Consider the following 26,054-nt stretch of genomic DNA (forward strand, 5'->3'; position numbering starts at 1 on the left):
AACGGCCGAGGGCCGGCCCCCCGGAAGACGGGGAGCCGGCCCTCAGGCGTCAGGGGGCGGCGCGGATCAGGCGTCGCCGCCGGCCTCGCCCGGGTGAGCGGCGGCGACGTCGAGCAGCTGGTAGCGGTCGATCGCCTCCTTCAGCGCGGAGCGTTCGATCTTGCCCTGCTTGGCGAGCTCGGTGAGCACGCCAAGGACCACCGACTGCGCGTCGATGTGGAAGAACCGGCGGGCCGCACCGCGGGTGTCGGCGAAGCCGAAACCGTCGGCGCCCAGCGACTGGTAGTCGCCCGGCACCCAGCGGGCGATCTGGTCCGGCACGGCGCGCATCCAGTCGGAGACCGCCACGAACGGGCCCTCGGCGCCCTGCAGCTTCTGGGTGACGTACGGCACCCGCTGCGGCTCCTCCGGGTGGAGCAGGTTGAACTCCTCGGTGGCGACCGCGTCGCGGCGCAGCTCGTTCCAGGAGGTGGCCGACCAGACGTCCGCCTTGACGTTCCACTCCTCGGCGAGGATCCGCTGCGCCTCCAGCGCCCACGGCACCGCGACGCCCGAGGCGAGGATCTGCGCCGGGATCTGGCCGGCCTCGCCGGCCCGGTACCGGTAGAGGCCCTTGAGGATGCCCTCGACGTCGACGTTCTCCGGCTCGGCCGGCTGGACGATCGGCTCGTTGTAGACCGTCACGTAGTAGAAGACGTCCTCGCCGTGCGGGTGCTCGGCGGAGGAGCCGTACATCCGGCGCAGACCGTCCTGGACGATGTGGGCGATCTCGAACCCGTAGGCCGGGTCGTAGGCCACCACGGCCGGGTTGGTCGAGGCCAGCAGGTGCGAGTGGCCGTCGGCGTGCTGCAGGCCCTCACCGGTCAGCGTGGTGCGGCCGGCGGTGGCGCCGAGCACGAAGCCGCGGGCCAGCTGGTCGGCCATCTGCCAGAACTGGTCGCCGGTGCGCTGGAACCCGAACATCGAGTAGAAGACGTAGACCGGGATCAGCGGCTCGCCGTGGGTCGCGTAGGACGAACCGGCGGCGATCAGCGAGGCGGTGCAGCCGGCCTCGGAGATGCCGTCGTGCAGCATCTGGCCGGTCGGCGACTCCTTGTAGGCCAGCAGCAGCTCGCGGTCGACCGACTCGTAGGTCTGGCCGAGCGGGTTGTAGATCTTGGCCGACGGGAAGAGCGAGTCCATGCCGAAGGTGCGGTACTCGTCCGGCGCGATCGGCACGAAGCGGTTGCCGATGCCCTTGTCCCGCATCAGGTCCTTGAGCAGCCGGACGAAGGCCATCGTGGTGGCGATGGTCTGCTGGCCGGAGCCCTTCTTGACCGCCTTGTACGCGTCGTCGCCGGGCAGCACGAGCTGGCGCGGGCGCACCTTGCGGGTCGGCATGTAGCCGCCGAGCTCCTGCCGGCGGTCGTGCATGTACTGGATCTCTTCCGAGTTGCGGCCGGGGTGGTAGTAGGGCGGGTAGCCCTCCTCCAGCTGCTTGTCGGTGATCGGCAGGTGCAGCCGGTCGCGGAACCGCTTGAGGTCCTCGACGGTCAGCTTCTTCATCTGGTGGGTCGCGTTGCGGCCCTCGAAGTTCGGACCCAGGGTCCAGCCCTTGACGGTCTGGGCCAGGATCACGGTCGGCTGGCCCTTGTGCTCGGTGGCCGCCTTGAACGCCGCGTAGATCTTGCGGTGGTCGTGACCGCCGCGACCCAGGTGCTGGATCTGCTGGTCGGTCATGTCCTCGACCATGGCGCGCAGCCGCAGGTCGCCGCCGAAGAAGTGGTCGCGGATGTACGCGCCGGACTCGGTGGCGTAGGTCTGGAACTGGCCGTCCGGGGTGGTGTTCAGCTTGTTGACCAGGACGCCGTCGCGGTCCTGGGCCAGCAGCGGGTCCCAGGTGCGGTCCCAGATCAGCTTGATGACGTTCCAGCCGGCGCCGCGGAACTGCGACTCCAGCTCCTGGATGATCTTGCCATTGCCGCGGACCGGGCCGTCGAGGCGCTGCAGGTTGCAGTTGACCACGAAGGTCAGGTTGTCCAGGCCCTCGCGCGCGGCCAGGGAGAGCTGACCCAGCGACTCCGGCTCGTCCATCTCGCCGTCGCCCAGGAAGGCCCAGACGCGCGAGTCGGAGGTGTCCTTGATCCCGCGGTGCTCCAGGTAGCGGTTCATCCGGGCCTGGAAGATCGCGCCCAGCGGGCCGAGGCCCATGGAGACGGTCGGGAACTCCCAGAAGTCCGGCATCAGCCGCGGGTGCGGGTAGCTGGACAGGCCGAAGGGGGCCTTCGACTTCTCCTGGCGGAAGGCGTCGAGCTGCTGCTCGGAGAGTCGGTCCAGCAGGAAGGCGCGGGCGTAGATGCCGGGGGAGGCGTGGCCCTGGAAGAAGATCTGGTCGCCGGACTCGCCCTCGGCGTCCTTGCCGCGGAAGAAGTAGTTGAAGCCGACGTCGTAGAGCGACGCGGAGGAGGCGAAGGTGGCGATGTGGCCGCCGACGCCGATGCCGGGGCGCTGGGCGCGCGAAACCATGACGGCCGCGTTCCAGCGGGTCGCGTTGAGGACCTTGCGCTCGATCTCCTCGTTGCCGGGGAAGAACGGCTCGTCCTTGGTGGCGATCGTGTTGACGTAGTCCGTGCTGCGCATCTCGGGCACGGCCACGCGCTTCTCGCGGGCGCGCTCGATCAGGCGGAGCATCAGGTAGCGGGCGCGCTCACGTCCCCGCTCGTCGATGGCCGCGTCGAGCGACTCGAGCCATTCCGCGGTCTCCTCGGGATCGAAGTCCGGGACCTGACTCGGAAGGCCGCCAATGATGATCGGATTGCGATCTGATCCGGAAGCCACGCTGTTCCTTCACTGTCGGACGAATCTGTGGTGTTGTCGCGCCGCCTCCATCGTGCTACCGCGCTCGGAGATCCGTCATCTCTACCGATCGGTAACCATCGTCCCCGCTGGTTGTCTGCCATTGGGGAACCCGGTCAGGTGGCGTGCGGTCCGGCGGTCCACCGTGGGTCCGCCGGAGTGAGGGCCAACAGAAGACTGTACGCCCGTGATCGGCATGCACTCGAATGCCGTTCGCATGGCGGGCGCGGCGACCCGATCTCGGCCCTCCGCCGCCGGGCATCCGCAGCATGGGCGAACGGCCCACAAAAGGGCAAATCGGTGTGATTCCCGGCACAGGCCACGGCGTGTCTTGGGGCGACACGTCAACCTTTGGGTGGGATCGGGGGTCGGGTACTTGCGCGAACCGCCGCGCCCGTGTGGACTACGGCCACAGCCCTGGCATCGACGCCGGGCCGAAATACTGGAGGTTATTCCCGTGAGCGCGACCGCGGACCCCGCGGACAAGTCCAACCCGGCGAGCAAGCTGGGCTTCGAGCCCGGTCAGGTCATCCAGGAGCTCGGGTACGACGATGACACCGACCAGGACCTCCGCGAGGGCATCGAGGAGATCACCGGGGAGGAGCTCGTCGACGAGGACTACGACGACGTCGCCGACGCCGTCCTGCTGTGGCACCGCGAGGATGACGGGGATCTGACCGATGCTCTCGTCGACGCCCAGGAGTACCTGGTCGAGGGCGGTCTGATCTGGCTGCTGACGCCGAAGAAGGGGCGCGACGGCCACATCGAGGCCCACGAGATCGCCGAAGCCGCGAAGACCGCGGGTCTCTCCCAGACCAGCTCGATCACCGTCGCCACCGACTGGGCGGGCACTCGCCTGGCCACGCCGAAGGCTGCCAAGAAGCGCTGAGTCGCCGCGACGGTCGATGATCCGGCCCCCGTTGGAGTCACCTCCAGTGGGGGCCGTCCGTGTTCCCGGGGGCGCCCGTGGGCCGGGGTTCCCGGGGGCGCCCGCGGGCCGGGCCGGCCGCCGGGGTCCGCCTCCGGTGGCGGCCCCCGCGCTCTTCGCCGCCGGTGGCGGCCCGCCGTGCCGTTCGCCTCCGCTGCCGGCCCTTCTGGTGTTCGCCTCCGGCACTGCCCCTCTTGGTGTTCGCCTCCGGCGCTGCCTCTCTTAGTGTTCGCCTCCGGCGAAACCACCCGCCGCGGCCCCTCGCGAGTCACCCGTTAGGCCGAAACCGGTCCGCCGGATGCGAGGATGAGCCCGCGACCGGCCGTAGCGCCGCCGCCACCCTGCGGGCTCCGTGTGACCCGCGGGGTTCCAACGAGACCCGTGACGAAAGGTCCTCACCATGGCCATCGAGGTCGGCACCCAGGCTCCGGACTTCGAGCTCAAGAACCAGCACGGCGAGCTGGTCAAGCTCTCCGACTTCCGGGGCGAGAAGAACGTCGTCCTGGTCTTCTACCCGTTCGCCTTCACCGGTGTCTGCACCGGCGAGGTCTGCGAGATCCAGAACGAGCTGCCCCGGCTGCAGAACGACGACGTGCAGGTGCTGGCGGTCTCCAACGACTCGCCGTTCAGCCTGCGGGTCTTCGCCGAGCAGCAGGGCCTGGACTACCCGCTGCTGTCGGACTTCTGGCCGCACGGCACCGTCTCCCGGGCCTACGGCGTCTTCGACGAGGAGAAGGGCTGCGCGGTGCGCGGCACCTTCGTGATCGACAAGGCCGGCGTGGTGCGCTGGACGGTCGTCAACGGCCTGCCGGACGCCCGCGACACCAAGGAGTACCTGGCGGCGATCGACGCGCTCTGAGCGCGTCGCCACGGCCCGGCGCGCCGGGGGAAGCCCCCGGTGCACCGGGCCGTGGCGTCCGGGCGGTGGCCCCGTCCGGGCGGCCCGTGAAATCCCCGTGGCACCAACTCCCGTGGCGGGAACCAGCACTACGATCGGCCCGTTGGGCGAATCAGAGGGCCCGCACGGCACGACGGGACGCGACCCGAACGACGACAGCTTCATGGAGGACCTGTGGGTGTGAGCCTGAGCAAGGGCGGCAACGTCTCGCTGACCAAGGAGGCGCCGGGCCTGACGGCCGTTCTGGTCGGCCTGGGGTGGGATGCCCGGACCACCACCGGTGCCGACTTCGACCTGGACGCCAGCGCGCTGCTCTGCAACGAGCAGGGCAAGGTGGGCAAGGACAGCGACTTCGTCTTCTTCAACAACCTCAAGAGCCCGGACGGTTCGGTCGAGCACACCGGCGACAACCTGACCGGTGACGGTGCGGGCGACGACGAGGTCATCAAGGTCGACCTGGCGACCGTGCCGCCCACCGTGGCCAAGATCGTCTTCCCGGTCTCGATCTACGACGCCGACGTCCGCGGGCAGAACTTCGGCCAGGTCCGCAACGCCTACATCCGGGTGGTCAACCAGGTCGGCGGTCAGGAGATCGCCCGTTACGACCTCTCCGAGGACGCCTCCACCGAGACCGCGATGGTCTTCGGCGAGCTCTACCGCAACGGCACCGAGTGGAAGTTCCGCGCGATCGGCCAGGGTTACGCCTCCGGTCTGCGCGGGATCGCCCAGGACTTCGGGGTGAACGTCTGATCCCCGACCGGATTCACCCGATGGCCCGCCCAGGTGGCGGGCCATCGGCTTTCTGACCGCCCGTGCCCTGAGGCGGAATCAGGAGCAGACCGGTCGGAAACCCGAAACAGTGGCCGGGAGCGGGCGCGACCCGCTTGATAGGTTCCAAGTTCAGCATGTTCAGTGGGCGGTCCAGGACTGATCGGCCGTGAGTGGGCGTAGACATGGAAGTCGGCCCGCACACGGTCCGATCGTGGTCCGGGCCACCAGGGAGTGGGAGGAAGATCCACCATGAGTGTCACGCTCGTCAAGGGCGGCAACGTCTCGCTGAGCAAGGCCTCGCCGAACCTGACACAGGTGCAGATCGGCCTCGGCTGGGACGCCAGGTCGACCACCGGCGCGCCCTTCGACCTCGACGCCAGCGCGCTGCTCTGCTCCGGCGGCCGAGTGCTCGGCGACGAGTACTTCGTCTTCTACAACAACCTCAAGAGCCCTGAGGGTTCCGTCGAGCACCTGGGCGACAACCTGGTCGGCGGGGTCGAGGGCGACGACGGGGACGAGGAGGTCGTGGTGGTCAACCTCGACCTGGTGCCCGCGCAGGTGGACAAGGTGGTCTTCCCTGTCTCGATCTACGACGCCGACGCCCGGGCCCAGAGCTTCGGGCAGGTCCGCAACGCCTACATCCGGGTGGTCAACATGCAGACCGCCCAGGAGATCGCGCGCTACGACCTCTCCGAGGACGCGTCCAGCGAGACCGCGATGATCTTCGGGGAGCTCTACCGCTACCAGGGCGAGTGGAAGTTCCGCGCGGTCGGCCAGGGCTACGCGTCGGGGTTGCGGGGGATCGCCCTGGATTTCGGGGTCAACGTACAGTAAAGATCACGTCAAAGACGGTGTGATCTGTCAGCCGAAAGGTAGTCATAGCGTGTTCCTCCGAACCTTCGGATGGCCGTTCGCGGCCACGATCGCCGCACTGGTCGCGGCAGGGCTGGTCTGGGGAGCCACCGGTTTCGGCGTGGTGCTGATCCTGGCGGTCCTCGAGATCTCGCTCTCCTTCGACAACGCGGTGGTCAACGCCACGGTCCTGAAGCGGATGAACCCGTTCTGGCAGAAGGTCTTCCTGACGGTCGGCGTGCTGATCGCGGTCTTCGGCATGCGGCTGCTGTTCCCGCTGCTGGTGGTCGGGCTGACCGCGAAGATCGGGCCCGGCACGGTGCTGGACCTCGCCCTGCACAGCGATCACACCTACCACGGACTGACCTACGGTCAGCACCTGGAGGCGGCCAACCCGGCGATCGCCGCCTTCGGTGGGATCTTCCTGCTGATGATCTTCCTGGACTTCGTCCTGGAGGAGAAGGACTACCACTGGCTGCGGTTCATCGAGCGTCCGCTGGAGAAGATCGGTCGCCTGGCCTCGCTCTCCTCGGTGCTCGCGCTGGTCGCCCTGGTGCTCGCCGCCCGCTTCTTCGCCGGTGACCGGGCCGAGACGGTGCTGCTCGCCGGGGTGCTGGGCCTCGCCACCTACCTGGCGGTGAGCGGCCTGTCCGGGCTCTTCGAGTCGTCGGTGGAGTCCGAGGAGGAGGCCGAGGAGGAAGACCAGCGGGCCGGGCGTTCGCTCGTGCAGGTGGCCGGCAAGGCGGCCTTCTTCCTCTTCCTCTACCTCGAAGTGCTGGACGCGTCCTTCTCGTTCGACGGTGTGGTCGGGGCCTTCGCCGTATCCGACAACATCTTCCAGATCGCACTGGGTCTGGGCATCGGCGCGCTGTACATCCGCTCGCTCACGGTCTTCCTGGTCCGCAAGGGCACCCTGGACGACTACGTCTACCTGGAGCACGGCGCGCACTACGCGATCGGCGCACTGGCCGGGATCCTGCTGGTCTCCATCGCGCACAAGATCCCGGAGATCGTCACCGGCCTGATCGGCGTGGCTTTCATCGGCGCCGCGCTCGTCTCCTCGGTGCTGCGCAACCGGAGGCAGCCCGAGCCTGAGCCGGTGGCGGCGGCCGAGCCCTCGGTGGCGGCCAGTCCCTGAGCCGGTGGCGGCGGCAGTCCGTGAGCCGGTGGTGGCGGCCGAGTCCTCGGTGGGCCGCCACGCCAGGCCCTGACTGATCGTCGCCAGGAGAGCGAGGAGCCCCGCACCTGGGCAGGTGCGGGGCTCCGGTGTTGTGCGGGGCCGGTCAGCCGAGCTTCTTCTCCATGGCGCGCAGCTTGCGCTCCAGCGAATCGAACGGCGAGTCCAGCTTGGGCATCGACAGCGTGTCGTCGTCCGGCGTCAGGTCGATGGGCTCCCGGCTCTCCCGGCTGCTCCGGCCCTCGCCGCGCAGGCTCGTGGAGAGCGCGGCCGGCTCCAGCGCCGACGGACCCACCATGGTCTTCGGGTCGGCAGCCTCGGCTAGTGCAGGCTCCGTAGTGGGCTGGCCGTCTGCGTTACCGCGGGTCAGCGCGGGCACCTGGCGGCCACCGCGCCCCCGGGGCAGTCCGGCGCCGGTCCGGGCGATCGCCTTCAGCTCGGCCCGCTCCCGGCGGTCGGCGCTGCGGGCCGCGGTACGGGCCGCCAGCTTGGCGGCCCGCTCCTCGCGGACCTCCTCCACCGCCTCGTCCAGGCTGCGCACGTTCTCCAGCAGCATCAGCGACCAGGCCGCGTAGGTCTCGCGCGGCGCCCGCAGCCAGCGCACGATCCGGATCTGCGGCAGCGGACGCGGAATCAGGCCCTGCTCGCGCAGCGCGGCCCGGCGGGTCTGCTTGAGCGCCCGGTCGAAGAGCACCGCCGCCGAGATCGACATGCCGGCGAAGAACTGCGGGGCGCCGTCGTGGTCGCCGCCGCGCGGGGCGTGCACCCAGTTGAACCAGGCCGAGGCGATCGCGAAGAGCCAGACGAGCATGCGGGAGCCGAGCGCCGCGTCACCGTGGCTGGCCTCCCGCACCGCGAGCACCGAGCAGAACATGGCCGCCCCGTCCAGGCCGAACGGCACCAGGTACTGCCAGCCGTTGCTCAGTCCGAGGTTCTGCGTGCCGAACCCGACCAGGCCGTGGAACGAGAGGGCGGCGGCCACTCCGGCACAGACGAACAGCAGCACGTACGAGGCGATCCCGTAGACCATCTCCTTGCGCCGGCGCCGCTCCTCGCTGCGTTCCCAGGAGTCCGCGTTCTCCTCGGACTTGGCAGCCCTGAAGCGCAGGGTGGCCACCAGGATGGCGACGAAGAGCAGGGCCGCGCCGCCGATGACGGCCCAGACGACCTGTATGGAGGAGAGTGACATGCGGGTGTGAGCCTCTGCTTTCCGCGGTCGGGCGGGGAGGTTGGAGAGGTGCCCGCGAGCGTTGGGGGACACCTGTGCGCCATGACGATATCGCGTCCGTGAGGGCCGCATGGTACGGGACCGTGGGTTGGACCGCCATCACCCTGACGGGTGGTGTGCAAACCGAATGACGGGACGTCGGATCCAACGGTGGCTCAGTCCCGCTGCTGGGTAGGGGACCCGGTGCACAATGGTGCGTCAGGCGATCGTCGCGGCAGGTGACGACGGGTCCGAGGGCTGGGGGTCGGCTGTGGGTGCGGTCTGGGAGTTCCTGCGCGGTGAACGGCATCTGTCCGACGTGCAACTCAACCAAGGCGGCAAGATCACGCTGACCAAGTCCAGCCCCGCGCACGCGATCACGGGTGAGGGGCCGATGACCGGCAACCTCTACGTGAACCTGCACTGGACGGCGCGTGAAGTCGACGGCGGGCAGGGGCAGCTGCGCCGCAAGCTGCTCCAGCCGCGCCAACTGCTGCGCAACGAGAACGAGGCCGGGCAGCCGACCGGGCCGCAGAACGTCGACCTGGACCTCGCCTGCATGTACGAACTCACCAGTGGCGCCCGGGGTGTGGTGCAGCCGCTCGGCAAGTTCTTCGGGGACCTCAACCAGCCGCCGTACATCAAGCTCAGCGGCGACGACCAGTACGGTGCGCCGTCCGGCGAGACGATGTTCATCAACCTGGAGAAGAAGGACGAGTTCAAGCGGCTGCTGATCTTCGTCTACATCTACGACGGCACCCCGGCCTTCGCCCACAGCCATGCGGTGATCCAGATCATCCCGCCGACCGGGCCGCGGCTGGAGGTCAACCTGGACCGCCGGGAGGCGGCCGCCCGGTCCTGCGCGGTGCTGCTGATCGAGAACCAGGGCGGCGTGCTGATGGCCCGCCGGGAGCTGCGCTACGTGCACGGGTTCCAGTCGGACCTGGACCGGCTGTATGGCTTCGGGATGCAGTGGCAGCGCGGCTACAAGGACAGCTGACCCGGGGCGGGCCTGCCTGACCCGGGGGCGGGCCTGACCCGGGGGCCCGCCTGGGACGGGGGCCCGGGACGGCGACTGGCTTCAGACGGCGACTGCCTGGGACTGAGGCCCGCCCGGGACGGCGAACGGCTCCAGACGGCGACTGGCCTGGGACGGTAGCCGAACTGACCCGGGTGACCGGCTGGTCCGTGGCCCGGTCGCCAGGCGTCCGACCGGTCAGCGTGGCTGGAACTGCGGGCCCTGCGGCGGGAGCGCGAAGTTGGGGTCAACCACCGGCGCGGGTTGCGGCGGCACCCCTGGCACTCCCGGGACCCCCGGCGCCTGCGGCGGCGCGGGCGGGTAGCCGTAACCGGGCTGCGGGGGCTGGGTCTGCTGGGGCTGCATGGTCTGAGGGTAGCCGTAGCCGGGTTGCTGCTGCGGATAACCGTAGCCGGGCTGGGTCGGCTGGTGGGTCGGCTGCTGGGCCGGCTGGCTCGGCGGGTAGGCGTACTCGGCGGCCACCGCTGTGGGGGTGGGCGCGGTAGCGGGCGGGGCGGGAACGCCGGGCTGCGTGGAAACGCTGAGCGGCACGGTCGGCGGGGCCGCGGGCGGCGGCGGCAGTGCCGGGCCGGCGTGGGGCTGAGTGGCCTGAGCCTGGGCCTGGGGCTGAGGCTGGGGCTGGAGGTTGGGCTGAGCGGCCTGCGGCTGTGCGATGGGTTGAGCGGCCTGCGGCTGGGCGGTGGGCGCGGGTACGGCGGTGGCGCCGTGCGGCGGGGTGGACGGCGGCCCGCTGGGCGGTGGCGGCACGGCCGGGGCGGCGGGCTCGGCGGCCGGCTCCGCGGCGGCACCCGGCTCGGGCGCCTCGTCGTCCACCGTGATGCCGAAGTCGGTGGCCAGGCCGCTCAAGCCGGACGCGTAGCCCTGGCCGACCGCGCGGAACTTCCACCCGCCGTCCCGCCGGTAGAGCTCCCCGCAGACCAGCGCGGTGACCGCCTCGACGCCGTGCACCCGGAACTCGGCCAGCGGTTCGCCGCCCGCCGCGCCGCCGGCGTCGTAGAGCAGCATCCGCAGCCCGCTGACGTCGTGGAAGGTGCCCGGCTCCACCGAACCCGCGAGCACCACCCGGTCGACCCAGGCCGGCAGCTTGGCCAGGTCGACCTCGACGGTGTCGGCGATCTCCGCGGCGTCCGGCACCCGCTGCTTGGGCAGGTGGCGAACCACCCCGGAGGGGTGGCGCGGCTGGTTGTAGAAGACGAAGTCGAGGTCCGACTGGACCTTGCCTGCCCCGCCCAGCAGCAGGGCCGAGGCGTCCACGTCCGGCGCGTCCGGCACCGCGCTCCAGCGCAGCACGGCCCGGACCGCGGCTGCGGCCAGCGAGATATTGGCACCCTTCGCCATCACGTGCGTCATACCGGCCATCCTGCCTGCCCACCCGACCGCCGGACAACGCGGGTGCACGGGCGTGTCCGGGCCGCGGCGCCCGTCAGTGGGTGGCCGGAGCGCCGTCACGTGGCCGAAAAGCTTGCTTGCTAACGCAACTGATCAACCATTTTCCATGCGCCGAAGAGTTCAGCGAATTCCGGGTCGGTGTGCGTCGGAAGCGCCTGCGACGGGTCGTACGATGGGCGGCTGTCGGCAGGGTGGGCTGCGACAACGGGCGTGCCCCCGCAGGGGGTGCATCGCGGGGGAATTCCCGGCCCATTGCCAGGGGCGACTCCGGAGCCTTGCCCTGTCGCCGCATTTTCCGACGCCTCGCCGACCAAGGGCCGGCCCCTGCCACAGGAGATTGTTTTGCGCCATTTCGGCCAGCTGGGCGCGGAGCTCCGCCGGCGGCTCTTCCACGTCGAGCCCCAGCCGTTCGACCGACGGAGCGACGCCCCCGTGCTGGCCGCCGCCCTGGGCGCCACCCTGTACTGCCCCGCCACCCGGCCCGCGTTGGCTGCCGACGTGCGTCGCCAAGCGGCCCGCGGTGCCGTTTCCATGGTGCTCTGCCTGGAGGACGCGATAGCCGACTCCCAGGTCCGGGCGGCCGAGGCCAACCTGCTGGTGCAACTGGCCGAGCTCGCCGCCGGCCCGGAGGACGGCCTGCCGCTGCTCTTCGTCCGGGTCCGCACCGCCGAGCAGATCGGTGACCTGACCCGCCGGCTCGGCGCCGCCGCCCGGCTGCTCAGCGGTTGCGTGCTGCCCAAGTTCACCGAGGCCACCGGTCCCGGCTATCTGGAGCGGTTGGCCGAGGCCGAAGCCGCCCTCGGGCAGCGGCTGTTCGCGATGCCCGTGCTGGAGTCGCCCGAACTGGCCCATCTGGAGCGGCGCAGGTCCGAACTGCTGGGCGTGGCCGAGGTGCTGGCGAAACACCGGGAACGGATACTGGCCGTCCGGCTGGGCGTCACCGACCTGTGTGCGGCCTACGGTCTGCGCCGTTCACCCGAACTGACCGCCTACGACCTGCCGTTGGTCGCCAGTGTGATCGGTGACGTGGTCAACGTCCTCGGCCGGGCCGACGGCACCGGCTTCACGCTGACCGGGCCGGTCTGGGAGTACTTCCCGCTGCCCGGCGGCGGCCCCGAGCTGGACGGGCTGCGCCGCGAGCTCGAACTCGACCTGGCCAACGGGCTGCTGGGCAAGACCTGCGTGCATCCCAGCCAGCTGCCGGTGGTGCACGCCCGCGCGGTGGTCACCCACGAGGAGTACTGCGACGCCTCGGACATCCTGCGCCGGGAGGCCGGCGGGGTGTCGGCCTCCGACTACCGCAACAAGATGAACGAGGCCGGGCCGCACCGGCGGTGGGCCGAGCGGGTGCTGCGCCGGGCGGCGGCGTTCGGGGTGGCCCGGTCCGGGGTGGGGTTCGCCGAGCTGCTGTCGGCGGTGCGGGGTGGCTGAGGCGATGGCCGGGCAGGCGACGCCTGCGGTGTGGGACGGGACGTGGGTCACCGAGCGGTTGGGCATCGAGCTGTCCGATTCGCCCGGCCTGCGGGACCTGGTGGGCATGGCGATCCGGCACGGCAACCGGGCGCGCGCCCAGCTGCTGGTCTCCCGGGTGCTGGGCAAGCACGTGCCGCAGCACCCGTCGGTGGTGCTCAGTGCCGGACGGCGGCTCGGCGCCGAGGTGCGGGCGCTGCTCGGCGCGGAACCGGCCGTTGTGCTCGGGTACGCGGAGACCGCCACCGCGCTCGGGCAGTGCGTGGCCGACGAGTTGGGCGCCGTCCACCTGCACTCCACCCGGCGCCGGGTGCCCGGCTACACCTCGGTGGCCGATTTCGAGGAGGAGCACTCGCACGCCACCTCGCACTTGCTGCTGCCACGTGACCCCGAACTGCTGGCAGCTGAGGGTGCGTTGGTCCTCGTTGACGACGAACTGTCCACCGGCCGGACGGTGTTGAACACCATAGCCGCGCTGCACCGGCGGTGGCCGCGCCGGCGGTACGTGCTGGCCGCGCTGGTCGACCTGCGCACCCGGCGGGACCGGGCACGCCTCGCGGAGTTCGCCGCCGGGCTGGGGGCCTCGGTGACGGCGGTCGCCCTCGCACGCGGCGAGATCCGAATGCCGGCCGACGTGGTGGCGCGGGCCGCCGACCTGGTGGCACGAGCCGACTCGGGGCCGGCACGGACCGACGTGGCAGTGCGGGCCGCCGCAGTGGCCGAGCGCCGGGCCCCGGCTGGCGTGGCGGCTGAGGCCCGGGCCCTGGCGGGGTCGGCGGACGAGTGCCGGGCCCCGAGTGGTGTGGCGGCTGAGGCCCGGGCCCTGGCGGGGTCGGCGGACGAGTGCCGGGCCCTGGCCGGTGCGCCGGTCGCCGGGGCGTGTGCCGAGCTGGTGCGCCTGGAGCTCGACTGGCCCCTTGGGGTGCCCGAGGGCGCGCGGCACGGCTGCACCCCCGAGGAGGTGCGCCGGCTCACCGCGGCACTGCCCGCGCTGGCGGAGGCGCTGGCCGGTCGGCTGCGCGGCGACGAGCGGCGGGTGCTGGTCCTCGGCAGCGAGGAGTTGATGTACGCGCCGCTGCGGCTGGCCGAGGCACTGGCCCAAGCCCGTCCGGGCGTGGAGGTCCGGTTCTCCAGCACCACCCGTTCACCGGTGCACGCCGTGGACGAGGACGGCTACCCGATCCGTACCGCCGTGAGCTTTCCGGCGCCGGAGGGCGAGGGCGTGCGGTACGCCTACAACGTGGCACCCGGCCGCCGCCCCGAGCACAGGTTCGACGCCGTGGTGCTGGTGGTCGACGCCACCGCCGACACACCCGCGCTGCGCGCGCCGGACGGCCTGCCGGCCCGGCTGGGCGCGACCACCGACCGGGTGCTGCTGGTCGTGCTGCCCGCCGTCGGGGCGCTGCCGCGGCCGATAGGCGGCCCCGCGTTCTCCTCGTACCCGGCGAGCGAGGTGCGCTGGCTGCTGACCGACCTCTCCGGAGTCGCGCTGGAGGCACCGACCGCCGAACGCGAGGCCGCGACGCAGTCCGGGCGGGCGCACTACGCCGAGTCGCTGCCCGTGGAGTACCAGCCCGGCCCCCACTACCGGGAACTGTTCGAGCAGGCGCTGGCCGCCTCGGCCCGCCGACTCGCGGTGGCCGTCGGCGTGGTCGCCGAGACCCTGCTCCGGGAGCGCGGCAGCGGACTGGTGCTGGCGTCGCTGGCCCGGGCCGGCACGCCGGTGGGCCTGCTGGTCCGTCGTTGGCTGGCGGACACGCGCGGCCTGACGGTGCCGCACTACGCGGTGTCGATCCTGCGCGGCCGGGGCATCGACCGGGTGGCCCTGCGCTACCTGGCGCACCACCACGAGCCACGGCAGGTGGCCTTCGTGGACGGTTGGACCGGCAAGGGCGCCATCACCCGGGAGCTCACGACCGCGTTGGCCGGGACCCCGTTCGACCCGGCGCTGGCCGTGTTGGCGGACCCCGGCCGGTGCGTGCGCACCTACGGTACGCGGGAGGACTTCCTGATCCCGTCAGCCTGCCTCAACTCGACGGTCTCCGGGCTGGTTTCACGCACCGTGCTGCGCGGCGAACTGATCGGTCCCGGAGACTTCCACGGCGCCAAGCACTACCGGGAGTTGGCCCCGCAGGACGTCTCCACCCGGTTCGTCGACGCGATCTCCGACTGGTTTTCGACGGTCCGCCAGGAGGCTCTTGCCGCGGCCGACTCGCTGGCGCGGGCGGGCGACGGCCGCGAACCGGACTGGGCCGGCTGGGCGGCGGTGGAGCGGATCAGCGAGCAGTACGGGTTGGGGGACGTCAACCTGGTCAAGCCCGGGGTCGGGGAGACCACTCGGGTGCTGCTGCGCCGGGTGCCCTGGCGGGTGCTGGTGCGGGCGGGCGCGGGCACGGAGCTGGCGCACGTGCGGCTGCTGGCCGCGGAGCGGGGCGTCCCGGTGGAGGAGGTGGCCGAGCTGCCGTACTCGTGCGTCGGCCTGATCCGGCCGCTGGGGCACTGAGCCGGCCTGGGGCGCGGAGCCGGCCGCTGGGAAACGGTCCGGCCCGGCCTGCGAACCGATCCGGCTACCGGCTACCGGCTACCGTATCCGGCTACCGGCGATCGGATCCGGCTACCGGTTACCGGCTACCGGCGATCGCGCGGTCGGCGGGAGGTGACCGCAGGGGAGCAGCCTCCCGCCGTCGGGGCGCATCCGCTCAGCCGCAGCAGCCGCCACCGCAGCAGCCGCCGCCACCGCCGCCCGAGGGCTGGGGAGCGGACGCGCCGCCCGGGCTGGTGATCGCGACGGTGGAGAGCAGCTTGGTGGTGTCCGAGTGACCCTGCGGGCAGACCGCCGGGGCGTTGGCCTGGGCCATCGGGCGGCGCAGTTCGAAGGTGGCACCGCAGGTGCGGCAGCGGAAGTCATAACGTGGCATGACCGCAGCGTACCCGCGGCGCCACCCGGCCACCGGGCGGAGCCACCCGCCCTAGTGGGCGGTCGCGCGGATCATCGCGACTATGTCGGCGGCCACCTGCCGGGCCGCGTCCAGCTCGGTGAGGAACAGCCAGTAGTCGGGGTGCCGCCCGGCCGTCGACAGTGCGGCCACCGCGCGGTCCACCCGGAGCACCGCGGCATCCAGCGGCCCGGCGTGGCGCGGGTCCGGGGTGCTGCGGCCGGCCATCGCCAGGCGCTGCGCGTCCCGCAGGGCGAACCGGGCCCGCTCCACCTCGGCCGTCGGCTCGCTCGCCACCGCGGTCAGCCGGCGCAACCGGTCCGCGACCGCCTGCGCCGAGCCGTCGGCCGTGTCCAGCAGCGCGCGCACCGAGCCGAGTACCGCCGTGGCATCCACCCAGCGCTGCTCGTCCCGGGCCCGGGCGGCCCCTTCGAGCCGGGACTCGGCGGACCGCACGGCCTCGTCCAGCTGCTGCGGCACCCGCTGCAGGTCCTGCCAGCAGGCCGAGGCGAACCCCCGGCGCAGCTCGCTCAGGGTCGGCTCGACCGCCGCCGATCTGGTGCGCAGCGCGTCGATCCGAGTGCGCAGGCTGGCCAGCCGGCGGTCGATCCCGGCGGCCTGCTCGGGCAACTGCTCGGCCTCGGCCCGGATGTGCGCCGCCTGCCGCCGGACCTCCTCGGCGCGCCGCAGGGTGTCCCTGATGCCGTGCCGGGTGACGCCCTCGTTCAGCTTGGTCAGCTCCGGCGCCAGCGCGGCCAGCCGGGTCGCCGCCTCGGTGGCGGTCAACCCGGCGGCCCGCACGGCGTCCAGTGCGGTGGTGGCGCCCAGCAGCTCCTGCTTGGCCCGCTCCACCGCCGGGGCGACCTGCGCCAGCTGCTGCTCGGCGTGCTGCACCAGGGGTTGCAACCGGGTGAGGAAGGCGGTCAGCTCGGCCTGCCTGGCGGTCAGTTCGCGGTGCGCCTGCTCCAGCCGCTGCCGGGCCTGGGCGGCGGCACCCGGCGGCAGTTCGACGGCGTCCAGGTTGACCGAGTCCAGCGCGGCGAAGTAGCCGAGCGTGCCCTGGTTGATCCGCGCGGTCAGACCCTGGTAGTCGGCCAGCGCCTGCCGCACCATCGGCGACTCCTCGGCCGCCCGCACCGTCTCCACCGCGAGCTCGGCCTCCCGCTGGGCGGACTCCAGGTCGTAGAAGGCCAGCTGCGCCGCGTCCCGGGCGGCCACCGCCTCGTCCCGCTGGGCGTCGTTGCCGCGCCGCCACCAGGGGCCGCGGCCCCCGCCACTGCCGAACGACCCGCTCACCCAGGACCCCCTGCTCAACCGCCGACCGGACCCCTCATTCTCCCCGATCAACCTGCCCGCCCTCCGCACCCCCACATCCAGCACGACGCCGGCCCGCAGAACCGGTACTCTTACCTTTCGCCGCACGGCCCCAAGGGCGCCGTCCCGCGGCGGGGGCGCGTAGCTCAGTGGTAGAGCGCTGCTCTTACAAAGCAGATGTCGGCGGTTCGAAACCGTCCGCGCCCACCAGCACGAAGGGCCAGTTCGGAGGAGTGATCCTCACGAACTGGCCCTTGATCGTTTCTGGGGGCTCAACCGGGCTGTGCCATTGGCGTGCCAGAAGCGGGCGGATCTTCCTTGCCCAGTGCCTTGCGGACGGCCTCGCCCATGCGGTCGGCGATGGCGCGGTCGCGGTCGCTGGTCATGTGCTGGTAGATCAGCGCGGCACGGGTGGAGCTGTGGCCCATCCTCGTCATGAGCTCACGGGTGCTGGCCCCGTTCTGCGACGCCAGGGTGTTTCCGGTGTGCCGCAGGTCGTGGGTGCGCCGTGAGGCGCTGTGGTTCGAGTGGAGGTGAGAGGCCTTCACCGCTGATCCTGTCGCAGCAGGACGGTGGAGCTGGGGGCAGCCTGATCCGGGTGACGCCGGGGAGGGTGGGAGCAGCCCTGACAAAGCCGGGACGGGCCGGTACTGCCAGACGGTCCGGGTTCGGCGAGCGGGACGGAGAGGAGTACGCGAGGAACCGGCGTGTGACACCCCCTTGATTAGGCACCGGCTCGAACCTGGCGGATCTGGGCCGGGAGCGGTGCGTATCCCGTCGAGCGGTTGGGCGGGTAACTCCCAGGACGGTGGGCACGAGCCGTCCGGGAGGCCACGAGGAAGGTCTGCGGCGTACTCGTGGCGATGCCGCAGGGGCATAGTCGGGCTCCTACTTCGTCGAGCGAACCACAGTGAACACGGGAACCGTCCCGGGTCTTGCCCTCCGCGCCGCCTCCAGTGGCGGGGGTAGGGCTGGGCGCGTCGACCGCCGATCGGTCCGGGACGGGGCGGAGCCGCCGTAGTACTCCGAGGCCGGGAAAGCCGGCCACATGGGGAAGGGCGGCAGCGGTTTCGAGAAGGGAGGGACGCTGCAATGCCGAAAGACGCACCGCCGAACGGCGATGCTCCTTACTCTGGTCCGGCCGGGCCTGGGGCGAGGGTATCGGAGATGCAGGCCAAGCTTCACCGTTGGGCGGTGGCCGATCCCGGCCGCCGGTTCGATGACTTGTTCAACTTCGTGTGTGACCCGGCGACGCTGATCGTGGCGTTCGACCGGGTTGCTGGGAACCAGGGTGCGCGCACTGCCGGCGTGGACGGCCTCACGGTCGCCGATGTCGCCGAGAAGGTGGGTGTGCCTGGGTTCTTGGACGACCTGCGGGCCGGTCTCAAGGACGGCTCGTTCCGACCACTTCCGGTGCGGGAGCGGAAGATCCCGAAACCGGGTGGGTCGGGGAAGGTCCGCAAGCTCGGGATTCCGACGATCGCGGACCGGGTCGTCCAGGCGGCGCTGAAACTGGTACTGGAACCGATCTTCGAGGCGGACTTCTTGCCGTGCTCGTACGGTTTCCGGCCCAAACGGCGTGCCCAGGACGCGATCGCCGAGATCCACCACTTCGGCACCCGCGGTTACCGCTGGGCGCTGGACGCGGACATCGAGGCGTGCTTCGACTCGATCGATCACACGGTGCTGATGGACCGGGTGCGTCTACGGGTGAAGGACAAGCGTGTCCTGGCGCTGGTCAAGGCGTTCCTGAAGGCCGGGATCCTCACCGAACTCGGCGACTACCAGGACACGATGACCGGCACGCCGCAGGGCGGCATCCTGTCCCCGCTGCTGGCCAACATCGCCCTGAGCGTGCTCGACGAGCACGTGATGGGGCCATGGAAGCCGAGCGGGGCGATGTCGACCGCTGGCAAGCGCGAGTACCGACGCTCCAAGGGACGACCGACGTGGCGGCTGATCCGTTACGCGGACGACTTCGTCATCTTGGTGCATGGCGAGCGCGAGCACGTCGAGGCGCTACGCGAAGACATCGCCGTCGCGCTGGCCCCGCTCGGATTGCGGCTGTCACCGGCCAAGACCCAAGTGGTGCACATGAGCGACGGGTTCGACTTCCTCGGCTTCCGCATCCGGTGGAAGCGCAAGAGGGGGACAGACAAGTGGTACGTCTACACCTTCATCGCGCACCGGCCCGTTCGGGCGCTGAAGGCGAAGATCCGTGCCCTGACGCACAAAACATCGCAGCAGGACTTCGCGTCCGTGCTGATCAGGCTTGCCCAGATCATGCGCGGATGGGCCAACTACTTCCGACATGCCGTGGCGAAATGGACCTTCAGCAAACTGGACGCCTTCACCTGGTGGAGGCTCGTCCACATGCTGAGGGCGCGTCACGGCTGGAACTGGGGACAGGTCCGCCGACACCTCGCCGCCTCCGGGCGATGGGTGATCGCGGCCGACGGGGTCGAGTACTTCCGGATCCAGGGTGTGACAGTCTCCCGTTACACCTACCGGGGCAACAAGATCCCATCCCCCTGGCCACCTGCGAACCCCGCCTGACGGCAGAAACCGTGGAGAGCCCGGTGCGGTGAGAATCGCACGCCGGGTTCGGAGAGCGGTCCGGGGAAACGGACCGGGAGCAATCCCGATACCGCGCCCCGGACCGACTCACCAAGTGCGCTTCCTGGCTCACACCGGCGGCGGTGCGGGCTTGGATCCAGTCGTCGCGGAAGTTGCTCCGGCGGAGCTTGCCGCCGCGGGGACCGATGAAGAGATGATCATCCGGTCCCGGACCGGCGAACCGGTCGAGGTGGCTCGCCAGGTCGGCGACGATTTCCGCGGGGAACGAAACCGGGCGGAAGCCCGCGCGGCTCTTGGGCGCCTTGTCGTAGAGCCGCCCACTGTTCAGCTCGGCCTGGTTGCGCTGGACCCGGACGAGGCGGTTCTCCAGGTCGACGTCCCGCCGGCGGAGCGCGGCCAGCTCGCCGAACCGCAGGGTGGTGAACGCGGTCAGCAGCACCAGGGCCCGCCAGCGCGGCCCGATCGCGTCGGCGACGGCGAACACCTCGGCGACCGTGAGGACGGGTCGCTCCGGCACGTCGTAGGTGTCGGCTCCCTTGATCCGGCACGGGTTGCGCTGGATCAGTTCGTCGTCCACGGCGGTATTCATGATGGCCCGCAACAGCTGGTACGCCTTCACGACGGACGGTTCGCCGGCACCGTTGTTGAGGAGCCCCGAGCGCCAGGAGCGGACGCGCGCCGGGGTGATCTCGGAGAGCATCCGGTGCCCCAATCCGGGCTGGATGTACTGGCGGAGCGTGATGGCGTACCGCTCCCGAGTGCTCTCTTCGAGCTTGCGGTCCCGCAGCCAGGCGATGGCGAAGTCGGCCAGCTTGACCTTCCCGGCGTCCGGGTCGGCCCACTTGTCGCGCTTGATGTCGGCTTCGATGAGCGTGAGCGCGACTTCGGCGTCGGTCTTGGTGGGGTACGTCTGCTCGCCAGGGCGCATCAGGCCCGTGACCGGGTCGGGGTAGCGGATCTGCCAGCGGCCGGAGGCGAGTTGGCGCGTGGAGCCGAAGCGGCGGCGCTTGCCCTTGCTGTTGGCCATCAGGCGGCCCTCCTCTGGTTGGTGCGACGATTGGTGATCGGCTGGACCGTGCGCGCGGCGATGAACTCGGTGACGGCGGACTGGGGGATGCGGACATGCCGGCCGACCTTGACGAAGGCGATGCGCCGTTCGGCGACCAGGCGGCGGGGGAAGCGCTCGGTGGTGCCGAGCAGGTTGGCGGTCTGAGCGATGCTCAGGAGCCGCTCGGGGTGGCTCATGCTGCTTTCCCTTCGTGCGGTGCGGTCGGGGAGTCGCGGCCCTCGGCACGGGCCCGGGCGGCGTCGAGGGCTTCGCGCCAGCGGACGCGTTCGGCTACGGCTCGTAGGAGGCGGGTGGCGAGGGGCGCGGTGTCGGGGTCGCCGGGGCGGACGAGAGCCCACAGGTAGCGGTGCGAGTCCGGGGCGTCGGTGGTGCGGCCGAGCAGGTCGAGGACCCAGGCCCGGCGTTCGGCGCGGTGGTCGCCAAGGGTCTTGCCGGACCACTTGCGGGAGACCAGGACGCGGCGGCCGCCGTAGCCGAGGTGCTCGCGCTTGTGGGCGCGGGCCCGGCAGGCGCCGGGGCGCAGGCCCGGTCGGGCGCCCCGCGGTTGGACGCCGTAGAGGAGCCAGTTGGCGCAGGTCGGCGAGCACGGTTCGGCCTGCAGGGCCGCGGCGAGGCGGTCGATGTGGGCCTGTTCGGGGTTGCCGGTCGGGGTGTGGCACTCGGCGACGCTCTTGGTCAGGTACTTGGTGAGGTAGCGGATGCAGCGGTTGGCCTCGGGGGAGCCGATCAGCACGCCTTGGGCGTCGAGTTGGGTGCCGAAGCGGCAGACGTGCAGCGGTTGGGCGTTCGGGTCGGTGTCGAGGTCGTCGAGGGCCTGGTCCCAGGTGGGGAGCGGTTCGCCGCTGGCTGGGTCGACGTAGCCCTCCAGCTCCGGCGACCAGATCGGCGCGGTCTCGGGGGTGTAGCGGGGGCGGTCGCAGGGCGGCCACCAGACCTGGTGGTAGGTGGCCGCGACGACGCGGCGCAGTTCGCTGCGGGAGATGGTTCCGCGCAGGGCGAGGTGCAGGTGCGGGGCGAGGCGCCGTTGCGGTTCGACGACGGCGAAGTACTGGACGTCGAAGCCGACGAAGCGGCGCAGGTTCTGGATGAACCGGTCGATGAGCTTGGGGAGGTGGAGTGCGTCGCGGGCGGCGCGGAGGTAGTCGTAGGTGGCCGGGTCGATCGGGGTGCCGTCGGTGCGGACCCGGCCGTAGGACGGCAGGGTGAGGGTCAGGAAGAGGGACGGGCGGAAGGTCTTGCCCTGGGGGGTGGTGTAGGCCTTGCCGAGGGTGCGGGCTTCGACGGGCCGGCGGGGCAGGTCCGGGGTGTCCTGGCGGCGCTTGGTGGAGCGGACCCGGCGGGCGGTGCCGGCCGGGGCGAGTGTGCCGCGCATGCCGCTGTCGGCGAGCTGTTCGTCCACGTCGACCAGGAGCGAGGCCAGTTCGTCGGCCTCAGCGCTGACGGCGGAGGCGTGAGCCTTTGTCAGGTCGGCGCGGAGTCCGGCGAGGAAGCGCTGTTCGTCGCTGGCTGGGTCGGCGTCGAGGACGGGTTCCTCGGTGAGGTGCCAGCCTTCACGGCACTGGGCGGCCCGCAGTCGGCGCTTCCGCTCGGCGCAGGTGGGGCAGAGGCTGGCCCTTGTGGCGCCGCAGGGGATGTCGATGATCTCCGTCTCTCCGGTGATCACGTCGGTCCGGCGGAGGGCCAACGGGCGGACGCAGACGCCGTTCTCCTCTGCGACCGCCCGCAGGACGTCCCGGGCGAGCGGCATCCGGGCGCGCTCGGCGCGGGTGGCAGTGGTCAACGCTCCTCCGTGGCGTAGCAGAAGCGGAAGACGGCCAGCGAGAGGCGGGTGAGGTCTGCGCCGGAGGTGATCGGCGGGTAGCCGGCCGCTTCGAGTCGGACCGCCAGGTCGACCAGCAGGCCGAAGCTGAACCGCGGGTCGTTGCCGCCGTCAGGCTCGGCGACCGGGTAGTTGCGCAGCGGGCGGTTGGTGGGGGTGGTCATCGTGGGTTCTCCGATCAGGGGTGCAGCTGGCCGAGGGTGGTGGCGGTCCAAGCCAGGACGTGGCGGATGGCGGATGCGGCGCCGGTGCTGGCGAGCAGGAAGCCGAAGGAGCCGCAGAGGAGGAGGTCGAAGACCCGCAGGGTCTTGTTGCGGATCAGGAGGTAGATCACGAGGCCGAGGAGGACGACGAGGGAGGCGTTGACGATCACGCGGCACCTTCTTCGGGCTGGGCGGGGGCGCTGGTCCATGTACTGTCGAGGGGGGCTAGACAGCACATGGATCGAGCCGTCAGGGCAGTACTCGTTGACCAGTTCGCGGATCTCGCGGTTGCTGACGTAGGCGGCGCGGACGCGGACGGGGTCCGGGCTCGCTTCGTTGCGGACGTAGCCGACTCCGGCGCCGATCAGCGGATCGGGCGAGATCAGGTCGGCGAGGGCGCCCCGGTCGCGTGCGCCCGAACCGAGGACCATGTCGACCTGACCTGCTTCGTCCAGGCGGAGCGCGACCCGGTCGGGGAACAGGTTGCGCAGGTTCATGACCTCCTTGCGGGGGTCTTGAAGGGCGCCGACCAGGCAGAAGCCCACCGAGCGGCCCTGACTGGCCAGGGTGGCGATGGCTGCCTCTGCTCGGCGCCGCAGGTCGCGATCCGATTGGTAGGCCGTCAGGAAGGCGAGTCCGTCGACCAGTAGGACGATGAAGGGGGAGTCGAGAGTCGGGGTGTGGGCGCGCAGGCGGCCGGCGAAGGCGTGAGCCCGCTCCTGCATCTGCTCGACCGCCTCTTCCAGCAGTTCGACCATGCGTTCCGGGTCGGAGGCGTACTTGGTGAACAGCCCGACGCCGAAGGACAGTTCCATGCGCTTAGGGTCCAGCGCCCAGATCTGCACCAGCCCGGCGGCGACAGCGGGCAGCAGCTTGCGGACCACGCCCCAGAGGATGGACCCCTTGCCGGCGCCGGTCACCCCGGCCACCAGGACGTGCGTGCCGTGCAGCCGCAGTCGCCAAGGTGCTCCGCTCTCCTGGATGCCGATGGTCACCGCCCGCCACTGCGGCTCTGCTTCGACCAGCGGTTCGGGCGTAGTGCTTCCTCCTGGTGCAGTGCCCGTGCCAGCGCCGCCAGGCGCCGCGAGAGCCGCAGGGATGCGACGAGCGTCCGAAAGCCCCAGCGCCGAAGCCGACCAAGCCGCTTCGAGGAAGTGCAACGCCTGGACGGCCAGCTGGCGGAGGCGAAATCGGCTCCGCGCTGCTCGGCCGACGGCGGCCTTCCACCAGGCGCGCAGTCGCTGGCGCAGGCGAGGCTTCGACGGACGGGCACTGGGAGTCGCCTCAGTGAACGGCACAGCGAGAGGGTCGGCGGTCCACGCCCGGAGCACCACAGCGCCGCGTCGAGGACTGGAGACTTCGACCCGGTGGACCCGCCACGCGTGCGCGATGGCGTGGGCCTGCTGGGCGAAGTGCTCCGGCAACTGGTCGGGAAGCAGACCGACCAGGACGTCGAGTCCGTCCGGGTGCTTGCGGAAGCGCGTGAGCCGCGGCCAGGTGTACTCGTAGCTGGCGTCGAAGCGGGGGAGTGGTGCCTGCTGCCACAGGCCGAGCGCGTAGCTCAACTCCGGCCAGCCGCGCCGGATCCGCGCACGCAGCGAAGTCGTCCGGTAGACCCACCAGACCAGCGGACCGGCGGCGTAGACGGCCAGAACCGCGATGCCGCCGCCGGAACCCAGCCGGGCGACCGCCCAGGAGTACCCGATCCAGGCGGCCACCAGGACCAGCACGGCAGTCTTGAGTGCGCGCTTTCCACTGCGGTTGTGCATGGCTGTTCACCTCATTTCCGGTGCTGTGTTTGGGAGTTGCTGGATCGGCATGCGCCGTCCGGTTGTCGGGCGGCGCATGCCGGGGGCGATCGGTCAGGCCGCGCCCTTGGCGGCCGGGCGGGTTGCGGCGGGCACGCGGACGGCCGTCGCGCGGAACGAATAGGCCACCCGGTTGGACCCGTTGACGTAGGGCGTCACGGTCAGACCCTCGAACTCGACCGGCCGGAACGGGAATCCGGGAGCCGAGTCGGGCAACACCGGCAGCACCGCCGCGGCCACCTTGACCCGCGCCGACGTGTCTCGCGCTTCCGGGTCCGGGTCGACCACGGAGACCACCCAGAGTGGCTGCCCCGTCGCCTTGTCCCGCGCCTGCACCCTGCCCCCGCTCTTGCTCGCCTCGAAGTCCGCCGCCGGCTCCACGGAGACGGCGAACGCGCCAGCCGGGAACACGTCCTCGAACCGGACCGGGATGGCACCGCGAATGCCCATGACACTGTCCTCTCGTCCACCCCCCTAGACAGTCGAAGCTCGACCGCTCCGAGGCTGCTGTCTAGGGGGGTGGACATTCAAGGTAGGGCACTCCGGCATGGTTGTCCAGGGGGATATACAACGATGTTGACGTGTCATCAGCAGAAGCCGGAGGATGGCTGTCGATCGAATGGGGGAGCGAGTGATGGACCCGAGGCAGATGAGCGATCGGGGCCTCGCGGAGCGCGACCAGGCCAGCCCCGCCGCGCAAGTGGCTGTCATTGACTGAAGCGCGCGGAAGTCCCGCCTGGCCCGGCAGCCTCGGGCGGTACCTCGATCTCGTAAGCCAGCCGGAACCGGTCCGCCGCCATCACCAAATCCGCGGTCTCGACAGCCGTTTCGCCTGCCCAGTGCGTTCGTTCGATCGTGAGCACGGTGGTGCCGAGCGGTACCCCGAGCGACGTTGCCTCCGCTTCCAAGATCGGCCGCGCGGCGACGTCCTCCGTGACCCGGGTCGGTGTGAGCCCGATCGACGCGAAACGCATCACCACGCCCTCACCCGCCAGCGGTCCCATCTCCGGCAGTGCGATCGGCGTGCCGCCAGACAGTGCCAGCGGCTCCCAGCTGGTCGCCAATTGAGTCGGCACGCCGTCGCCGCGAAACACGTACTGCGTCTGCATCAGCGGATCGCCCTCTGTGACGCCGAGGCGGGCCGCCAGGGCCAGCGTGGCGAACGTCTTCTGCGAGGCGTGCGACCAGCCCGGCTCGACGCCGCGTTCTCGACTCTCCGCCGCGTACGGACTTCCGGGCGCGCGATAGCGTCCGCGCGCCACCCGTATGAGTGTGGGCCGCTCTCGGACGTAAGTCCCCGATCCCGGGCGCCCTTCGATCAGCCCCTCAGCGGTCAGCACGCGCAATGCCTGGCGGACCGGCTGCTCGGACACGTCGTACTCGCGATGCAGCTCAGCGATGCTGGGAATGCGGGAGCCCGGCGGACGCTGCCCCGAGAGGATCTCGGTGCGCAGGGCATCAGCGAGCCGGAGATATGCCGGCCGACTCAAGTCGCCCACGCTGCCCCCATTCTCACGGTTCCTCAGATCAGCTTGACAACCTCGAATGCTAGCTTTCAAGCTCGTATTCGAGCTTGACTCAACGTAGTTGATCAGAGCGACTGCTGCGACGAAAGGTATGTCAGCCATGCCCTGGATTGCCCAGTTCCCCGGAGAGCCCGAGACCGTCGGGGCGGCGCGCGCCATGGTGCGCGATGCCCTCGCCGGCAACCCCAAGATGCGTGACGCGGAGCTGATCGCCTCCGAGCTCGTCACCAACGCCA

Annotated in this window: 20 protein-coding genes, 1 tRNA gene and 2 pseudogenes; 10 read left to right on the forward strand and 13 right to left on the reverse strand. The window is 71.1% G+C overall.

Annotated features, from left to right (window positions below):
- Positions 1–66 precede the first annotated feature (66 nt).
- Positions 67–2,817 (reverse strand): pyruvate dehydrogenase (acetyl-transferring), homodimeric type, encoded by a 2,751-nt coding sequence (aceE, locus tag LN042_RS23675; protein ID WP_230053334.1) that lies wholly within the window; start codon positions 2,815–2,817, stop codon positions 67–69.
- A 475-nt stretch (positions 2,818–3,292) separates the two neighbouring features.
- On the opposite strand from aceE, the gene LN042_RS23680 reads away from it, so the two are divergent.
- The 5 genes from LN042_RS23680 (at position 3,293) to LN042_RS23700 (ending at position 7,422) form a co-directional block, all read left to right on the forward strand.
- On the forward strand, positions 3,293–3,724 hold the full coding sequence (locus LN042_RS23680; protein WP_230053335.1) for a DUF3052 domain-containing protein: 432 nt from the start codon (positions 3,293–3,295) through the stop codon (positions 3,722–3,724).
- A gap of 439 nt (positions 3,725–4,163) precedes the next feature.
- Positions 4,164–4,622 carry a peroxiredoxin gene (locus tag LN042_RS23685; RefSeq protein WP_230053336.1) on the forward strand — a complete coding sequence of 153 codons (459 nt, stop codon included), beginning with the start codon at positions 4,164–4,166 and terminating at the stop codon, positions 4,620–4,622.
- A 213-nt stretch (positions 4,623–4,835) separates the two neighbouring features.
- On the forward strand, positions 4,836–5,411 hold the full coding sequence (locus tag LN042_RS23690) for a TerD family protein (RefSeq protein WP_230053337.1): 576 nt from the start codon (positions 4,836–4,838) through the stop codon (positions 5,409–5,411).
- 270 nt (positions 5,412–5,681) lie between these two features.
- Entirely contained in the window at positions 5,682–6,266 is a 585-nt protein-coding gene (locus LN042_RS23695; RefSeq protein ID WP_230053338.1) for a TerD family protein, read from the forward strand.
- A gap of 49 nt (positions 6,267–6,315) precedes the next feature.
- Positions 6,316–7,422: a DUF475 domain-containing protein gene (locus tag LN042_RS23700; protein ID WP_230053339.1), complete on the forward strand. Its 1,107-nt coding sequence runs from the start codon at positions 6,316–6,318 to the stop codon at positions 7,420–7,422.
- Between the two features lie 145 nt (positions 7,423–7,567).
- Here LN042_RS23700 and LN042_RS23705 read toward each other — a convergent pair whose 3' ends face one another.
- On the reverse strand, positions 7,568–8,650 hold the full coding sequence (locus LN042_RS23705; RefSeq protein WP_230053340.1) for a DUF2637 domain-containing protein: 1,083 nt from the start codon (positions 8,648–8,650) through the stop codon (positions 7,568–7,570).
- 229 nt (positions 8,651–8,879) lie between these two features.
- On the opposite strand from LN042_RS23705, the gene LN042_RS23710 reads away from it, so the two are divergent.
- The gene (locus tag LN042_RS23710; protein ID WP_230053341.1) at positions 8,880–9,668 is read left to right on the forward strand and encodes a Tellurium resistance; all 789 of its coding nucleotides are present in this window, start codon (positions 8,880–8,882) and stop codon (positions 9,666–9,668) included.
- Between the two features lie 216 nt (positions 9,669–9,884).
- Here the strand turns inward: LN042_RS23710 and LN042_RS23715 are convergent, their stop codons facing one another.
- Positions 9,885–11,057 carry a TerD family protein gene (locus tag LN042_RS23715; RefSeq protein WP_230053342.1) on the reverse strand — a complete coding sequence of 391 codons (1,173 nt, stop codon included), beginning with the start codon at positions 11,055–11,057 and terminating at the stop codon, positions 9,885–9,887.
- Between the two features lie 381 nt (positions 11,058–11,438).
- Here LN042_RS23715 and LN042_RS23720 point away from each other — a divergent pair, with 381 nt between their 5' ends.
- Together LN042_RS23720 and LN042_RS23725 are read left to right on the forward strand one after the other, a co-directional pair.
- Positions 11,439–12,527, forward strand: coding sequence for an HpcH/HpaI aldolase/citrate lyase family protein (locus LN042_RS23720; RefSeq protein WP_230053343.1), 1,089 nt, complete (start codon positions 11,439–11,441; stop codon positions 12,525–12,527).
- Positions 12,528–12,531: 4 nt separating this feature from the next.
- Positions 12,532–15,069, forward strand: coding sequence for a phosphoribosyltransferase (locus LN042_RS23725; RefSeq protein WP_230053357.1), 2,538 nt, complete (start codon positions 12,532–12,534; stop codon positions 15,067–15,069).
- A 196-nt stretch (positions 15,070–15,265) separates the two neighbouring features.
- Here LN042_RS23725 and LN042_RS23730 read toward each other — a convergent pair whose 3' ends face one another.
- Entirely contained in the window at positions 15,266–15,484 is a 219-nt protein-coding gene (locus LN042_RS23730; protein WP_230053344.1) for an FmdB family zinc ribbon protein, read from the reverse strand.
- A gap of 51 nt (positions 15,485–15,535) precedes the next feature.
- On the reverse strand, positions 15,536–16,798 hold the full coding sequence (locus LN042_RS23735; protein WP_230053345.1) for a coiled-coil domain-containing protein: 1,263 nt from the start codon (positions 16,796–16,798) through the stop codon (positions 15,536–15,538).
- Between the two features lie 153 nt (positions 16,799–16,951).
- On the opposite strand from LN042_RS23735, the gene LN042_RS23740 reads away from it, so the two are divergent.
- A tRNA-Val gene (locus LN042_RS23740) sits at positions 16,952–17,026 on the forward strand.
- Between the two features lie 62 nt (positions 17,027–17,088).
- Here LN042_RS23740 and LN042_RS23745 read toward each other — a convergent pair.
- A pseudogene (locus tag LN042_RS23745) lies at positions 17,089–17,316 on the reverse strand (site-specific integrase); the annotation flags it as partial.
- Between the two features lie 667 nt (positions 17,317–17,983).
- Here LN042_RS23745 and ltrA point away from each other — a divergent pair.
- Positions 17,984–19,168, forward strand: a pseudogene (gene ltrA, locus LN042_RS23750) (group II intron reverse transcriptase/maturase); the annotation flags it as partial.
- On the opposite strand, the gene LN042_RS38300 reads toward ltrA, so the two are convergent.
- From LN042_RS38300 to LN042_RS23785, 7 genes are all read right to left on the reverse strand, one after another.
- Complete coding sequence (locus LN042_RS38300; RefSeq protein WP_504871033.1) at positions 19,167–20,420, reverse strand: tyrosine-type recombinase/integrase; 1,254 nt, start codon at positions 20,418–20,420, stop codon at positions 19,167–19,169. The pseudogene ltrA and the gene LN042_RS38300 overlap by 2 nt on opposite strands.
- Entirely contained in the window at positions 20,420–20,638 is a 219-nt protein-coding gene (locus LN042_RS23760; protein WP_230053347.1) for an excisionase family DNA-binding protein, read from the reverse strand. The genes LN042_RS38300 and LN042_RS23760 overlap by 1 nt, the downstream gene beginning before the upstream one ends.
- Positions 20,635–22,242, reverse strand: coding sequence for a replication initiator (locus tag LN042_RS37365; protein WP_283843891.1), 1,608 nt, complete (start codon positions 22,240–22,242; stop codon positions 20,635–20,637). Before LN042_RS37365 ends, LN042_RS23760 begins: the two co-directional genes overlap by 4 nt.
- Positions 22,239–22,445, reverse strand: a complete 207-nt coding sequence (locus tag LN042_RS23770; RefSeq protein ID WP_230053348.1) for a hypothetical protein — start codon at positions 22,443–22,445, stop codon at positions 22,239–22,241. The genes LN042_RS37365 and LN042_RS23770 overlap by 4 nt, the downstream gene beginning before the upstream one ends.
- A gap of 14 nt (positions 22,446–22,459) precedes the next feature.
- Positions 22,460–24,253: an FtsK/SpoIIIE domain-containing protein gene (locus tag LN042_RS23775; protein WP_230053349.1), complete on the reverse strand. Its 1,794-nt coding sequence runs from the start codon at positions 24,251–24,253 to the stop codon at positions 22,460–22,462.
- Between the two features lie 93 nt (positions 24,254–24,346).
- Positions 24,347–24,742: a plasmid replication, integration and excision activator gene (locus LN042_RS23780; protein WP_230053350.1), complete on the reverse strand. Its 396-nt coding sequence runs from the start codon at positions 24,740–24,742 to the stop codon at positions 24,347–24,349.
- Positions 24,743–24,999: 257 nt separating this feature from the next.
- Positions 25,000–25,791: a GntR family transcriptional regulator gene (locus LN042_RS23785; protein ID WP_230053351.1), complete on the reverse strand. Its 792-nt coding sequence runs from the start codon at positions 25,789–25,791 to the stop codon at positions 25,000–25,002.
- Positions 25,792–26,054: the final 263 nt, after the last annotated feature.

Origin of the sequence: Kitasatospora humi (genome assembly GCF_020907985.1) — a bacterium.
GTDB classification, from domain to species: domain Bacteria; phylum Actinomycetota; class Actinomycetes; order Streptomycetales; family Streptomycetaceae; genus Kitasatospora; species Kitasatospora humi.

Coding starts and splice junctions, on each gene's coding strand:
- LN042_RS23685 (WP_230053336.1), top strand. CDS start 4,164: ATGGCCATCGAGGTCGGCACCCAGGCTCCGGACTTCGAGCTCAAGAAC.
- LN042_RS23695 (WP_230053338.1), top strand. CDS start 5,682: ATGAGTGTCACGCTCGTCAAGGGCGGCAACGTCTCGCTGAGCAAGGCC.
- LN042_RS23705 (WP_230053340.1), bottom strand. CDS start 8,650: ATGTCACTCTCCTCCATACAGGTCGTCTGGGCCGTCATCGGCGGCGCG.
- LN042_RS23710 (WP_230053341.1), top strand. CDS start 8,880: ATGGTGCGTCAGGCGATCGTCGCGGCAGGTGACGACGGGTCCGAGGGC.
- LN042_RS23715 (WP_230053342.1), bottom strand. CDS start 11,057: ATGACGCACGTGATGGCGAAGGGTGCCAATATCTCGCTGGCCGCAGCC.
- LN042_RS23725 (WP_230053357.1), top strand. CDS start 12,532: ATGGCCGGGCAGGCGACGCCTGCGGTGTGGGACGGGACGTGGGTCACC.
- LN042_RS23730 (WP_230053344.1), bottom strand. CDS start 15,484: ATGCCACGTTATGACTTCCGCTGCCGCACCTGCGGTGCCACCTTCGAA.
- LN042_RS38300 (WP_504871033.1), bottom strand. CDS start 20,420: ATGGCCAACAGCAAGGGCAAGCGCCGCCGCTTCGGCTCCACGCGCCAA.
- LN042_RS23760 (WP_230053347.1), bottom strand. CDS start 20,638: ATGAGCCACCCCGAGCGGCTCCTGAGCATCGCTCAGACCGCCAACCTG.
- LN042_RS23770 (WP_230053348.1), bottom strand. CDS start 22,445: ATGACCACCCCCACCAACCGCCCGCTGCGCAACTACCCGGTCGCCGAG.
- LN042_RS23775 (WP_230053349.1), bottom strand. CDS start 24,253: ATGCACAACCGCAGTGGAAAGCGCGCACTCAAGACTGCCGTGCTGGTC.
- LN042_RS23780 (WP_230053350.1), bottom strand. CDS start 24,742: ATGGGCATTCGCGGTGCCATCCCGGTCCGGTTCGAGGACGTGTTCCCG.